At 39.9% G+C, this 14,179-nt stretch carries 17 protein-coding genes; 15 read left to right on the top strand and 2 right to left on the bottom strand.

The genetic code is table 11. The features are described 5' to 3' along the window. Nucleotides 1–28 precede the first annotated feature (28 nt). Nucleotides 29–772 carry a (S)-benzoin forming benzil reductase gene (locus tag MHI23_RS14830; protein WP_342492477.1) on the top strand — a complete coding sequence of 248 codons (744 nt, stop codon included), beginning with the start codon at nt 29–31 and terminating at the stop codon, nt 770–772. Between the two features lie 144 nt (nt 773–916). Further along, nucleotides 917–1,450 (top strand): HD domain-containing protein, encoded by a 534-nt coding sequence (locus tag MHI23_RS14825; RefSeq protein WP_024423336.1) that lies wholly within the window; start codon nt 917–919, stop codon nt 1,448–1,450. Here MHI23_RS14825 and MHI23_RS14820 read toward each other — a convergent pair. Continuing rightward, on the bottom strand, nt 1,447–2,934 hold the full coding sequence (locus tag MHI23_RS14820) for an alpha/beta hydrolase (RefSeq protein WP_342492045.1): 1,488 nt from the start codon (nt 2,932–2,934) through the stop codon (nt 1,447–1,449). The genes MHI23_RS14825 and MHI23_RS14820 overlap by 4 nt on opposite strands. A gap of 176 nt (nt 2,935–3,110) precedes the next feature. Here MHI23_RS14820 and MHI23_RS14815 point away from each other — a divergent pair, with 176 nt between their 5' ends. From MHI23_RS14815 to MHI23_RS14775, 9 genes are all read left to right on the top strand, one after another. Further along, entirely contained in the window at nt 3,111–3,347 is a 237-nt protein-coding gene (locus MHI23_RS14815) for a YuzF family protein (RefSeq protein WP_024423334.1), read from the top strand. 183 nt (nt 3,348–3,530) lie between these two features. Beyond that, on the top strand, nt 3,531–4,634 hold the full coding sequence (locus MHI23_RS14810) for an AI-2E family transporter (protein WP_024423333.1): 1,104 nt from the start codon (nt 3,531–3,533) through the stop codon (nt 4,632–4,634). 66 nt (nt 4,635–4,700) lie between these two features. Further along, on the top strand, nt 4,701–4,922 hold the full coding sequence (locus tag MHI23_RS14805; protein WP_003213446.1) for a spore germination protein: 222 nt from the start codon (nt 4,701–4,703) through the stop codon (nt 4,920–4,922). Between the two features lie 98 nt (nt 4,923–5,020). Beyond that, nucleotides 5,021–5,242, top strand: coding sequence for a spore germination protein (locus MHI23_RS14800; RefSeq protein ID WP_024425952.1), 222 nt, complete (start codon nt 5,021–5,023; stop codon nt 5,240–5,242). A gap of 95 nt (nt 5,243–5,337) precedes the next feature. Next, entirely contained in the window at nt 5,338–5,586 is a 249-nt protein-coding gene (locus MHI23_RS14795) for a YueH family protein (protein ID WP_058838084.1), read from the top strand. 27 nt (nt 5,587–5,613) lie between these two features. After that, entirely contained in the window at nt 5,614–6,021 is a 408-nt protein-coding gene (locus MHI23_RS14790; protein ID WP_047203314.1) for a YueI family protein, read from the top strand. A 60-nt stretch (nt 6,022–6,081) separates the two neighbouring features. Continuing rightward, nucleotides 6,082–6,633: an isochorismatase family cysteine hydrolase gene (locus tag MHI23_RS14785; RefSeq protein ID WP_087978057.1), complete on the top strand. Its 552-nt coding sequence runs from the start codon at nt 6,082–6,084 to the stop codon at nt 6,631–6,633. Nucleotides 6,634–6,650: 17 nt separating this feature from the next. Then, nucleotides 6,651–8,123, top strand: coding sequence for a nicotinate phosphoribosyltransferase (locus tag MHI23_RS14780; RefSeq protein WP_024425948.1), 1,473 nt, complete (start codon nt 6,651–6,653; stop codon nt 8,121–8,123). A gap of 137 nt (nt 8,124–8,260) precedes the next feature. Continuing rightward, nucleotides 8,261–9,487 (top strand): HDOD domain-containing protein, encoded by a 1,227-nt coding sequence (locus MHI23_RS14775; RefSeq protein ID WP_024425947.1) that lies wholly within the window; start codon nt 8,261–8,263, stop codon nt 9,485–9,487. A 35-nt stretch (nt 9,488–9,522) separates the two neighbouring features. On the opposite strand, the gene MHI23_RS14770 is transcribed toward MHI23_RS14775, so the two are convergent. Further along, entirely contained in the window at nt 9,523–9,879 is a 357-nt protein-coding gene (locus MHI23_RS14770; protein WP_052773115.1) for a hypothetical protein, read from the bottom strand. A gap of 505 nt (nt 9,880–10,384) precedes the next feature. Between MHI23_RS14770 and degQ the strand changes: the two genes are divergently transcribed. The 4 genes from degQ (at nt 10,385) to MHI23_RS14750 (ending at nt 14,130) form a co-directional block, all read left to right on the top strand. Next, a complete protein-coding gene (gene degQ, locus MHI23_RS14765) occupies nt 10,385–10,525 on the top strand; it encodes a degradation enzyme regulation protein DegQ (RefSeq protein ID WP_003213123.1) in 141 nt (46 codons plus the stop codon). 151 nt (nt 10,526–10,676) lie between these two features. Further along, nucleotides 10,677–11,591 carry a polyprenyl synthetase family protein gene (locus MHI23_RS14760; RefSeq protein ID WP_025094184.1) on the top strand — a complete coding sequence of 305 codons (915 nt, stop codon included), beginning with the start codon at nt 10,677–10,679 and terminating at the stop codon, nt 11,589–11,591. Beyond that, nucleotides 11,588–11,755 carry a competence pheromone ComX gene (comX, locus tag MHI23_RS14755; RefSeq protein ID WP_080696376.1) on the top strand — a complete coding sequence of 56 codons (168 nt, stop codon included), beginning with the start codon at nt 11,588–11,590 and terminating at the stop codon, nt 11,753–11,755. The genes MHI23_RS14760 and comX overlap by 4 nt, the downstream gene beginning before the upstream one ends. 62 nt (nt 11,756–11,817) lie before the next feature. Next, a complete protein-coding gene (locus MHI23_RS14750; RefSeq protein ID WP_025094185.1) occupies nt 11,818–14,130 on the top strand; it encodes an ATP-binding protein in 2,313 nt (770 codons plus the stop codon). The last annotated feature ends 49 nt before the right edge of the window (nt 14,131–14,179 follow it).

Here is a 14,179-nt window from a genome sequence, read left to right as displayed (position 1 = left end):
AATAGTGATATCAAGGGAGGAGATTGTCATTCGAATTTCAATCGTTACAGGCGGATCAAAAGGTTTTGGCTTAGCACTTGTGAACAGGCTGCTTTCACGCGGGGATCATGTGTACACGGCAGCAAGAAGTGCATCGCCGATATCCCATCCGAAGCTTACACATACCCAGGTTGATCTGACCGATGAAGAAGCAGCGGCCAAATGGCTTCAACATAGTCTTACGCCGCAAACTCTGGCAGATGCTGATGACATCTTACTTGTCAACAATGCAGGAATGGTCACACCTATCAAGCGCGTTGGACAAGGCGGACAGGATACACTTCATCAGCATTACAAGCTGAATCTTGTCATTCCTGTTTTGCTGAGCCATGTGTTTGCCAAGCAGACTCAATCATTTAACGGAAAGAAAACGATCGTTCATCTCTCTTCTGGAGCGGCGAAAAACCCATACAAAGGCTGGAGTGCGTATTGCAGTTCAAAGGCAGGACTCGATATGTTTATGAGGACTTTTCATGGGGAACAACAGGACGAGGCGTATCCGATCAACACGTTTTCCTTTTCACCCGGCACGATCGATACAGATATGCAGGGGGAAATTCGGAAATCATCAAAACAAGACTTTGAACAAATAGACCGTTTTCAGCAATTATATAAAACAGGCACGTTAAAGAGCCCAGATGAAGTCGCACGTATTTTGCTCGATCTTTTAGCGGGTGATCCAGCTGGCGGATGTGTCTACGATGCACGTGAGTATGGGAAAAAGCAGTCATAGCGACTGCTTTTTTCGTATTGTACAAGCAAAAACAGCTCATTTGACATAAGCTATTCTTGAGACTCATAGAAAATATAACAGAACATTTGAGTTTCTTTTCAGAATATGTTAGGATGCTAAAAATATAGATAAGGAGGGGTTTCCATGAGAAAGGTTACATTAATGGATGTTTACACCCATCCAGTCGCTCAAAAATATTTAAATCGTTCAGGAAAAGCCCATGCGATTGCTTGTGCTTATCACGCATTCAAACTGGCGGTGCAGGCTGGGATTAATCCAGATCTCGCTGTGAAAGCAGCTCTCTTGCATGACATCGGCCACTATGAATGGTATACAGCTGGCGGAGAATGGGATTACGAGACATATAGACGGAATGATATTCATGCCATTAAAGGCGCAGAGCGGGCTCACAAACTGCTCATACGCCTTGGTGAGGAACCAAAGGCAGCCAAAGATATTGCGCTTGCGATTCTGCTTCATACAGATTCATATTTGCCAGAGGGCGACCTTCATAAGGACACACTTCAGCAAATCGTCAAGAAAGCAGATGAAATGGATGAAGAGCCTGGCGGACATCACCATTACAGACAAATAGACGAATCACTTGCAATGAAAAAAATCACGGAATTGGATCAGAAAGTGCAGCAGGCACTTCAGCCCATGAAACGTTCTGTTTAGTATGGAATGTCTCCATGAATATTTCCATCCTGATCGACATACAATGTGCGAATAACGGTACGGTTAAATGCAGATGTACCTGATGCAGTGAGTCCGGTGTAATGAACCGTGACAGAATAAGCACCTTCTTTTTTCAATTGATCAGCTGATGAAGCAGTTGTTTTGAGAGGATGATCTTTTTGGGCATCCTTAAAGTAAAAGGTTTCTACTTTCTTGCTTAATCGTTTAATCAGACCGCTTGAATGGGTCGATGCATCATCCCCTGATTTCGCTGCCTCTGCTTTGATTTCGTCATTTAATGGTGAATCAAAGGATACGAGCAGCAAATAAGGAGCCTTTTTTCCTGAATTTGATCGAATCGTCCATTTTCCAGGAACGGGTTTATTGATTTGTACATGGTGCGAAAATGCGCCTTCATATGGGAAAGATGCTTCCGATGTCTTCAGATTTGTTAAGACGTCTCCATTTGGGGCGATGATTTCCGGCCGTGCCTCATGATTTTCATTTAACCACTGAATCGATAAGCCATTCGTTCCTTCCTCTACATAGAACGCTTCTGTTTTCTCCTTTTCACTTTCACCGCCTTTCACATAAACATCTGTATTCAGCTCAGTAGAGTTCGGGCTCTCTATATTTTCTTTTTCAGCGCTTGCAGCATTTGCCAGCAGCTGATGCTGAAACACAGGGAACATGCTTGTGCCGTTTTTAATTGAGTTGTGATCCCATTTCCCTGTTAAAATATTGTTTGCATATGATAGTCTTGTGCTGCTTACCGTGACGGCGCCATCGTTTGCGCCAAAGCTCTTTAAATACATGCCTCCTAAGTACAGCACCCCGCCAAATGTTCCCCATTCCGATCCCGAATACGTGATGTATTTATGAGGAAACTTCTCCAGCTTGTCGGTTTCACTTCGAAAAGCCGCCATGAGCCCCGTCTGCAAAGAATAGAGCGCGTCGCTTTTTTGTCCAAGAATTTCCGCGAGCCAGCTTCCGCCCTTGCTATACGCTAAATCTGCCAGCGGCGTCCCGTAATGAGGGGAGCCGAGTGTGATGACCTTCTCTACATATGGATGGGCATTGTGATACACGAGTGCGGACTGTGTATCCACCCCGCCTTTACTATGACCAATCACAATGAGTTTTCGACCGAACACATCATAGATTTCTTTTAACTTTTCTGCTAATAGTTTGCCATTCTTTTTCGTATCCTGATCTGGATACAAATCTATGAATGCGCTTTCGTATCCGTTCAGAACAGCTTGCTTTGCCATGTCGTTTCGGTCGAACCATGTGGAGGAGGAGCTGTTAATGCCGTGAACAAAAACAAGTGGCGGTTTTGACTCGTCTTTTTGAACCGGCTCTTCTCCTTTAAACCACTTCCCTGGTGTCCCAGGCTCATCCCCAATTGATCCTGCATACGCATAACTTGCAAAGGAAAAAAAGAGCATGACAGCAGCGAGACAGATGAGTTTTTTCAAGATCATTCACCTCTTCAAATGTTTTAAGTTGTTGGCAGCACCAATCTATTATACTTCCAAAAGATGTAAAATTATATAAAATGTTAAAATATGGTATTTGTGTTGTGGGTTTGCCCTGAGTGACATTCACATGGGTCATTGCATACGCTGTGGGTAAATACACAAGTAAAGGGGCAGGTAGGATGGCACAACAAGGAAGTCCGCAGCTTGTTTCATTAGTTGATCCATATGTTTATCAAACATTGCAGAAAGTGATCGGTATGAGATTAATTGTTCAAACAGTGAAAGATACAGTGCGCGGTAAATTGAAGGAAGTCATGCCGGATCATATTGTGATTGAGGCGGGGGCAAAATCAGTTTTTTATGTGCGGATCCAGCAAATTGTATCGGTGATGCCTGATCACAGTGAAAGAGTGTAACAAGCAGACGCAAAGGTGTCTGCTTTTTTCACGCTTATAGAATGTATATCTGGAAAAAGTGCATGATATACCAATTGTTCTTTTTTTTACAAAAAATGAGGTTCTAAAACAAGAAGCAGTTGACAGAAGGTGGGTTGAATAGTAGTTTTTTAATAAGATCAATACGTAACAGGAGGAGCATCTTTGTTAAAATCTAAAGTTCATTTTTGGACATTCCAAATATTACTTGTTTTACTCATTGTTTATGTATCAACAAAGGTTTCGTTTTTATTTCAGCCGATTATTTTATTTGCATCCACCTTGTTTGTTCCCATCTTGCTGGCTGGGATTCTCTTTTTCATCTTTAATCCAATTGTTCGATTTTTGTCCAAGAAAATTCCTAGGACACTTGCTATCCTGATTATTTATCTTTTGTTCATCGGACTCATCACGTTCATTGTGAATGCTGCGGGACCGGTTATTGTCACGCAGGTCGGTGGACTTGTCAAAAGCTTCCCTGGTTATGTGACGGATATGCAGAAATTTATCAACGACTTCTCGCATTCTAAAACATTCACTTGGATGATGAACCAAGATTATGTCTCCGTCTCGAAGTTTGAACAGACAATTGTTTCGACATTAAAAGGTTTGCCGGAAAATATTGCTTCAAGCATGTCTGCTGTGTTTGGCGTGATTGCCAATATTGCTTTAGCTGTGATCACAGTTCCGTTCATTTTGTTTTATATGTTGAAAGACGGACATAAGTTTCCGGACAAGCTCGTTCAATTTTTGCCAATGCCTTACCGTAAGGAAGGGTTGAAAATCTTTAAAGAATTAAACGATACACTTGCGGCTTACATACAGGGGCAGATTGTTGTCTGTTTATTTGTTGGAGTGGCTTGTTTTATCGGATACTTATTAATCGGTGTGAAATATGCGCTCATTCTCGGCATTATCATTGCGGTCACAAATGTGATTCCGTACCTTGGGCCATATCTTGGCGCGGCACCAGCTGTGCTTATTGCGTTTCTTGATTCGCCTGGAAAAGCGGTGGTGACAGTCATTGTCATTCTTGTCGTTCAGCAAATTGACGGAAATGTCATTTCTCCATTGATCATTGGAAAACGCCTCAACACACATCCTTTGACCATTATCCTGCTATTAATTGGGGCAGGAAGCTTTGGCGGAATCCTTGGTATGATCTTTGCGGTCCCTGTCTATGCACTGCTTAAAGCTATCACCTTGAATATTGTCAGATTGGTGCAGCTGCGTCAGCGATCTCGCAAAGAACAGCATTTAAACGTCTAGGACAGATGCACACCTTTTCCCTACTTGCATAAGATGATTGAGATAAGCAGATAGGGGGAGATTCTGATGCCTGCAATCGTTGGACCTATTCATATCGAGTCGTTAGGAGGAAACGGTGCAGCTACTTTCGGTGATGTCCTGGCCATTGCCCCTTTGGCTGTAGACCACTCTACTGGCGGTGCGGGAGCCTTTAATTCAGGTGATTATATGTCACTTACAAGTGATCCGAATGCCACGATGCTTTGGGACTTTACTTTGTTTGGCCAGCCTCAATCATTTAATGCATAGGAAGACAGCTGATACTCACAGATCAGCTGTCTTTTTTATTTTTCATACACGTATTTTTGAGCTGGGCATATGATGTGGGGAGAAAAGGTGGTGGAAAGATGCCAGCGATTGTTGGGCCTATTCATATTGATCGTGTGATTGGAAATGGTTCTGCACATTTCGGTGATGTTTTTGCCATTTCGCCAAAAAGTGTCGATCACTCCGCCGGTGGATCAGGTACCTATAATGCAGGGGACTTTGTCCAATTTTTTAGCAGTCCAAACGTTACGTTTATGTGGGATATAGACCTGATCAGCCAGCAAAAGAGCTTTAATGCATAGCCAGCTTTGAAAGGGAATTCCTTTTCAGAAGCTGTCTTTTTTTATGGTACAATGGATATGGATGTAAGAAAAAAAAGAGGTGTGAACAGAGTCAAATGAAAATTAGAAAAGCACACATCACAAGCGGACAACCAAAGACCTACAATGTATATTTACATGAAAATAAAAAAGAATATAAAACGCTTGTTGCCGTACCTGACATTGAATGGAGTATTTCCATTGCGTATGAGGACGAAAAAGAGCAGCTCATCCATACGCTTGAACAATCCTTAATGGAAAGAGTAGAAACAGATGAAGCACGTGACCTCGCACTCAAGGTTGTGCACTGGGTCACAGAAATGTAAATTTAGAAACCAGGAGTGAACACAGCGATGAAAGAAGAATCCGTAGACTTTTATTTGCAGCAAGGGATATTTGGACATGCTGAAACAAAACCTGATGAACGAAGAATGTTTCTCGGTTCATTAAGGGAACGAGCGCTTCTCGCCCTGACAAAGGGACAGGTATCAAGAAATAAACCGTATCATGAGGTCGAACAAATATTGAAGACCAATCGCCAGGCCACAGTTCTTTTAAATGGTGAATTGTCCTATGCTTCCTATTCTCAATATGTCAAAATGGCAAATGCCGCTGGATGTTCGTTTAAAGTGGTGAATCATCATGAAGCGCACTCTCCATTTGGTCTTGTCATAGAGATGCCAAGTGCGGTCAATCAAGAGCACATCTATCTAAAAGATGAGCTGTTTCAAAAAGCTTTTTCTCACGAATCTGTTGAATAGGTTTCCCTAGTGAAATGAATAAGCTATAATGATTCAAAAGAGCATATGGGAGAGATGCGGATGGGCAAAGCGTTGATTTGTATTGATTATACAGTTGATTTTGTTGCAGACGATGGAAAACTGACATGCGGAAAGCCTGGACAGGCGATTGAGTCTAAGATCACAGAGATCACTTCTTCATTTATTGATGAAGGCCACTTTGTCGTCTTTGCTGTCGATCATCATGAAGAAGAGGACCCTTTTCATCCAGAGACAAAGTTATTTCCGCCCCATAATATTCGCGGAACAGAGGGTATTGAACTTTATGGACAACTAAGTTCACTATTTCACACGTCAAAACATTTAAAACATGTCTACTATATGGAAAAAACAAGATACTCTGCTTTTGCAGGCACTCAATTAGAAATGAAACTGCGCGAGCGCGGCATCACGGAACTTCACTTAGCCGGCGTATGTACCGATATTTGTGTACTTCATACAGCTGTTGATGCGTACAATAAAGGCTTCGAACTTGTGATTCACCAAAATGCTGTGGCGAGTTTTAATGAAGCGGGGCACGAGTGGGCACTTTCTCACTTTGAGCAGTCGCTTGGTGCGAAAGTGGTTAAGTAAGGGAAGGAGAATGGAAGTTGGAGCATCGGTTTAATGACGACAGTTTATCACTACATACAGATCTTTATCAAATTAACATGGCAGAAACGTATTGGAGAGACGGCATTCATGAGAAGAAGGCAGTCTTTGAACTCTTCTTTAGAAAGCTTCCATTTGACAATGGCTTCGCTGTATTTGCTGGCTTAGAGAAAGCGATTGAATATTTATCGGACTTTTCCTTCACCGAAAGCGATCTTGCGTATTTAAAAGATGAACTCGGTTATAAAAGCGATTTCATTGACTATTTAAGCGGATTGTCCTTTACAGGTACACTTCATTCAATGCGAGAAGGGGAAATTGTCTTTGCGAATGAACCGATTATGCGCATCGAGGCAACGCTTGTTGAAGCTCAGTTAATTGAAACGGCATTGCTCAATATCGTGAATTTCCAGACGCTGATTGCAACAAAAGCGGCTCGGATTAAAGGAATCATTGAAGATGAGACAGCATTAGAATTTGGAACAAGACGTGCGCATGAAATGGATGCGGCGATGTGGGGAGCAAGAGCGGCACTCATCGGCGGCTTTCAGGCGACAAGTAATGTTCGTGCTGGGAAACGCTTCAACATTCCAGTATCAGGAACACATGCCCACGCACTTGTACAAGCATACCGCGATGAATATACAGCATTTAAAAAATATGCTGAAACACATACAGACTGTGTCTTTTTAGTCGATACGTATGATACTGTCAGATCAGGTATTCCGAATGCGATTAAGGTAGCGAAAGAATTTGGAGACAAAATCAACTTCATTGGTGTCAGACTTGATAGCGGAGACCTTGCATACTTGTCTAAAAAAGCTAGAACAATGCTAGATGAAGCAGGATTCCATGATGCCAAAGTCATTGCATCAAGCGATCTTGATGAACACACCATTATGAACTTAAAGGCACAGGGCGCCAAAATTGATGTGTGGGGTGTTGGAACAAAACTGATCACAGCATTCGATCAGCCAGCCCTCGGTGCAGTGTATAAACTGGTGTCCATTGAAGAAAACGGCAAAATGAATGATACCATCAAAATTTCATCCAACCCAGAGAAAGTGACAACACCAGGCCGTAAACGTGTGTACCGCATTATCAATCAATTGAATCATCATTCTGAGGGTGACTACATTGCGCTTGAAGAGGAAGATGTTCATAGTGAGGATAAACTAAAAATGTTCCATCCTGTGCATACATTTATTAGTAAATTCGTGACAAACTTTGTGGCGAAAGATCTTCACGTCCCGATTTTTGAGCAAGGAAAACTTGTCTATGACAATCCAGATATTCAAACGATTCAAGCCTACGTGCAGGAGAGTCTTGGACTCTTCTGGGAGGAATATAAACGAATCAGCAAACCAGAAGAATATCCAGTCGATTTGAGTCAAAAATGCTGGGATAATAAAATGCAGTTTATCCATGATGTGAAAAATAAAATCAAAAAAGAGCTTTATGAAAGCGAATGATCTGAAGAAAGGGAGACCATCAAGCCAGGTGGTCTCTTTTTTTTATTTTGACCGATTGAAATTGAACTAAAAGCGCAATCATTTGGTATACTGAAAGCACATCTTGTTTGTCATGGCATAAAGGAGGATTGGAGCAGTTGAGGGTGTTTGTTGCGAGACAGCCTATTTTTAACAGAAAAGAACAAGTCGTATCATATGAGCTGCTTTATAGAGATAGTGAAACCAATACATATAGCGCTGAAGACGGTGATCAAGCGACAACGGACCTCATTATCAATAGTTTTCTAAATATCGGCATCGAAACACTGACAGAAGGAAAACGATGCTATATTAATTTCACCGAAAGCTTGCTTTCATCTGATCTGCTCACCTATTTTGATCCGCATCAGCTTGTGATCGAGATATTAGAAAATGTACCGATTACCCCGGCACTTATTATGAGATGTAAGCAGTTAAAAAAATGGGGATATACGATTGCACTCGATGATTTCTTCCTAAACGGAACACATTTTAGTGACAAACTGCTTGAGGAACTCCTCTATTGCATAGATATTTTAAAAATTGACTTTCTGAAAACCACAACGCAAGAACGAAGAGATATTCTGCATTCGTATAAAAAGTATCGCCTTCGATTCCTAGCAGAAAAGGTAGAAACGAGAAGAGAATATGAAGAGGCACTAGAAGCGGGCTTCCACTTGTTTCAAGGGTATTTCTTTAGTGAGCCGCATGTGATATCGGGACGAGCATTATCGACCAGCTTCCATGCGTACCATCAGCTTTTAAATGAGTTAAGCAAGGACCAGCCGAATATCCAGACCGTCACCCATTTTATTGAAAGTGACCTTTCGCTATCATATCAATTATTAAAAATGCTGAATTCAGGCGGCATGAGACGTCTTTATCAAATTAAAAGTATCCGGCAGGCGATTATCCTGCTTGGATTTAATGAAATTCGGCGCTGGATCTTTATCCTTTCATTTAAAGAACTGAATGTCCAAGCTAACTCAAGCCAAAAAGAAATTATCAAAATGTCATTCATTCGTGCCAAAACGTGTGAACTGATTGCTTCTCGTACTGAACGAGAGCACCCCGCCTCTTATATGCTGACAGGTATGTTTTCTCTCATTGATACGCTTGTCAGGGCAGATATCACAGAACTTGTGAAGGAACTGCCGCTTTCTGATGAAGTTGGCGAGGCACTGCTTGGCTATGAAAATGATTATTCTTTTGTGCTAGGTATGGCCAAACGTATTGAACGAAATGAATGGGATGATGAAATGTTAGATGGAAATCTCCCGAAACAGGAAGCCTATGGGTGTTATATAGAAGCCATTGAATGGTGCCATAAAATGTTTGAATCTTAAGAAAAGCCGCTCGTGTGAGAGCGGCTTTTTCTTTGTCATGCCCACTGTAAAAGAAGGAAAAGTCTGCTGGAGGCAAGAGACAAGTAGATTCGAATGCCTTCTGGACTAAAGCGGATATCAATACCGCTTTTTACCCCGATTTGCTTCAGCATTCGGATGACACTTGTCGAATCAGATCGCTCAGCAGCCTCCATGATGCGCTGCGCAAACGGAAGAGAGCTGGAAATTTGCTGCGTGATGAGTGAAGCATCAGCAACGAGACGGGCTGATTCCTTTGCGGCTCGTTGAAATGAGTGGGCATCAACTGGAGGAAAAGTCATTGGCGTGCGCGGCGGGTATGCGTTGCTCATTGCGGGAACCTGCAAAGCAGGATAAGGTACATAGTAAAACACATGGTCACCTCTTCTCTCATTGGCGTGAAATTGGACGGATATCTGTTCTAAATGTATGTAGAAAATCAGAATAAAGAATCAAAATGATCTTTCTATCTTTGTAATTCCAGCATAAAAATAGGTACTTTTGCGGTCAATTTCGGTGAATGTCGCCAAAAAATTGCGGTGTCCACAATAGCGTCTGTCGTCTGGCCTATGACACGCAAAACCGAAGATATAGAGGGGATCGTACGTTCTATCGGGAGAGAAGTGTGACGAATGATGCCTATTCCTGTCGCAAAAATGACGCAATTCCTTTGAAATTGAGATAAAAGTATGATTTGAAAAGTCAGAAAATGATGAAAAAAGACCTATTGAATTTTGCGGTATCACGCACACGTTTTGTGCATACTTTTCGGTGAAAAAATACTCAATTACATTTACACTGTTAGTAACAGATCAAATACTTATGACCCAATCACCATACACAAATACATTGATCTTCCAAAAAAGGAGAGTGGAATCGATGGAAAAGTATGAAATCGAAGAACTTAAACAATTATTATGGAAACTTGAAAACGAAATCAGAGAAACAACGGCTTCTCTTCATAACATTAACAAAAGCATTGATCAATACGACAAATATGAATATGTGAAAATTTCTTAAAGACTTGATAATCCTCAAGTCTTTTTTTTATCCAAATACATACAAAAAAAGGATATATTATTATATAATTGTTAAATAGTGATGTCAGTGGACATTTGCTCATGTCTTTTTAGTAAAATAAAAGACGAAAGGGTGAGGTACAAGATCGAGTATGCTAAACTATCTAGAGAATACAAAAATCAAGCAGAATATGTCTGATTTTATTCAACATGCAGTCAGGCAGAATGATTTACAAAAGCTGCTTCTGGAATTTACAGATAGAAAAAAAGAATTTCCTCTTGGTCAATTGGCTTACCAGCATTATGAGGCATTTGGCGGACAAGACAAGCAAGCGATTACAAAACTGGCAGCAGGGATTGAACTTCTCATTTTATCTGCCGATATATTAGATGATATTGAAGATCAGGACAATGATTCGTATCCTTGGATGAACGTCGACCAAGGAGTGGCCATCAATGCTTCTACGTATTTATATACGGTGAGTATCCAATTCATCGCATTAATATGTGAAAATAATTCTCAACTATTAGAGAAACTGTTCCATTTCATTAAAATGTCAATGGAAGGGCAGCACGAGGATTTGCGTCATTTGCATCGAACAGAAGAAGAGTGTGTAGAGGTTTTAAAGAAAAAATCAGGATCTTTAACAGCTATTTCTAGCGTATTGAGTGTTTATTTAGCGACAGGAAAAATAAACGCCACTGTGGAATCTTATTCGATATATTATGGTGTTGCTGAACAGATCAGTAACGATTTTTTTGCGTTATTTTCAAAATCAAACGGAGATTTTCAAAAAAAACAAACGCTGGCATTCAGTTATTTACAAAGACGTTTTAACGACGCCAGTCAAGAGCTTCTTTCCTTCTTTTCTAACCGGCTGGTTGAGTCAGAGCAAAAGCCGTTTCAACTGAAGCAGAAGTTACTTGAAGCTGGTTTGACTCAGTACATGGTATCGATGAGAGAGATTATGCTGTTAAAAATGAAGCAAGGAATTGAACAACTTGATTTACCGGGGAAGAAGAAGGAACAATTATGTGCATTTATGACAAAGGAGGGCAATGATTGAACATTCAAAATATCATTGCACATCTAATGAAGAACCCAGTTGTGATCGATGAATTGAAATCTGGAAATGCAAGTTTAATTCATGCAGATGCACAAACAACCGCAGCCATTATAAAAGGTGTAGAAAAAGGATACATGAGTGCGAAATACATCTGGGAGTATTAATTTAATTTTAAGATCCAACTTGTATGATTATTTAATGATCTTTTCTTAAGGATGTTTTAAACATGAAGCTTACCTATACAAAATTGTCCACATTTCTTGTTTTTTTGTCTTTTTTATTTGTGATCTATATTTCATATATCTATGTATTTGATATTTTTAATGGTGCACGTGTAGAAAAGAATGAAAATGGTCAAACGGAAGTTGTTGACGTTGAATATCTTTCTTTAGCTTATTCGTCAGGGTTAAAAGAAGGAGATATTATTTTAAAAATAAACGGACAATCTAATTTAATTCAAGATCATATGATTAATGGTAAGCTTAGAAATGTACAAAGAATTGATATTCAAAGAGGAAACCAAATTATATCACTTAAAAATAAAACATTGATTGGTCGAGAAAGCTTATTTATCTATTTAATCCCTCTTCTTCTATATTCAATATGCTTATTCTGTATCTTTTTTATTATTAAAATCAACAAAGAGCCACAACGAAAATCTGCATTTTTATTAATTTTATTCTTATTGTCAATTTGTGTTGGATATCTGAGTGCAGGTACTTCAGGAATTGGTGATAGATTTAGCCATTATGTTCTCTTATTGTGTTTATCGAGTGTATCCATCTTATATATTCATTTTATCTATCAATACTTCAAAGAATTTGATGTGCACTTAACGAACCCAAAACTAATCAGATGCTTATACTTGATACCTATTTTTAATCTTGCAGTACATAGTGGAGTTTCGGTGTCATCTGAATTGAGAAAATATGTTCCAAGCATCAGTTTGCTGTTTTTTTTCGGAACAGTTTTAGTAGCACTTTATTTAATAGTCAGAGGCATGAAGAGATATAAAAAAACAGCACATGGTTCAGTTTTAAAGTTTTTTGCTATTATAAATGTTTTGTCGTTCAGTCCATTTATTTTATTTTTCGTTATTCCCTATGTATTTTTTGATAAGTATTTGATTAATCCTTTTATCCTGACGTCTATCGTTTTGTTAATTCCTTTTTCACTCGTGTACCAATTTATGACGAACAAACTTTACAATATGGATTTTCTAATTAGTAGACTGAGATACTATGGCTTTCTAGCCATTACACCAACCATTTTCGTTGTAGTCACGTTTTACATTCTGCAAAAACCAGAAGATTTGAAGTACACACTGAAGCTCGCATTAATCACTTATACTCTCATGCTGGCTGTTTTTTATTTCAAAGAAATTCTAGATTTCCGTTTTCGTCTGAAGCGTTTTTCAGAGAAGCATAATTATCAAGATAGCGTGTTTAAATTCACGCAGCTCATTCGTGAGGCGTCATCACTTCACCAAGTGTTCTATCATTTAAAATACACCATTTTAGAAGTACTTGTTGTGAACAAAGCCTTTGTGCTTGAAGTGAAGGCAGATGGACAGGTTGAAGAGATTGATGAATCGACAGAGGACAGTAAGCTATGGAAAAAGTATGTAGACCAATTTCAGGAATTATTAGGTGAAGTTGGAAAAATTATTGCGCTTGATAAAGGATTCATGATGAAAATTGGTGAGCGGGGCGGTCACTCTTTTGTGATTTGTTGTTTATCTAATTTACGGACACCGAAATTGTCGCGTGATGAGATTTCTTGGTTGAAAACATTGGCCTTTTATACAAGTGTCAGTTTAGAAAATGTTGTCAAAATCGAAGAGTTGATGGAGCATCTTGACGATTTGAAACAGCGTGAGGCCAATCCTGCCTGGCTGAAGAAAATCATGTTTGCTATGGAAGAGAAGCAGCGTTCAGATTTAGCGAGAGATCTTCATGATTCCGTGCTGCAGGACTTGATATCACTAAAAAGGCAGTCGGAGATGTTTTTAACGAATTTCCAAAACAACCAATGCCCTACATCTATTGAAAATTCGCTTATCTCATGGAATGATCAAATGTCCAAAGTGATTCAAACGACGAGAGAAACGTGTCATGAGCTTCGCCCGCAGCTGCTGTATGATTTAGGTTTAGTAAAGGCGATATCGAAGCTGACTTCTCAAATTCAGGAGGAAGCGCCGTTTCATATTAGGCTGAATACGACACGCTTTGATAAAGAATTGGACATTGATATTGATTCACAGCTGAATATTTACCGAATTGTTCAGGAGCTGTTATCCAATGCCCTGAAGCATTCGAAAGCCACTCAAGTGTTAGTGATGCTGATTTGTATTAAAGATCAGGTTGTTCTTCACTATGAGGATGATGGAGTCGGTTTTGATGCAAGTCATCTTGATCAGCACACAATGAGCATGGGGCTATCGGGAATTAGAGAACGAGTGAAAGCGTTAAATGGAAAGCTTCAAATTCACACAGCCCCGGAAAAAGGGCTTAAGGTGAAAATTGAAATGGAATTGTAACGATTTATTAAGGATTAAGACTTGGCATCAGCCAAGTCTTTTATATAAA

It is taken from the genome of Bacillus sp. FSL M7-0003 (genome assembly GCF_038628485.1).
Lineage (GTDB): Bacteria > Bacillota > Bacilli > Bacillales > Bacillaceae > Bacillus > Bacillus safensis.
The sequence above is the reverse complement of the archived record's forward strand: the minus strand, read 5'-3'. Positions and strand labels throughout refer to the sequence as shown.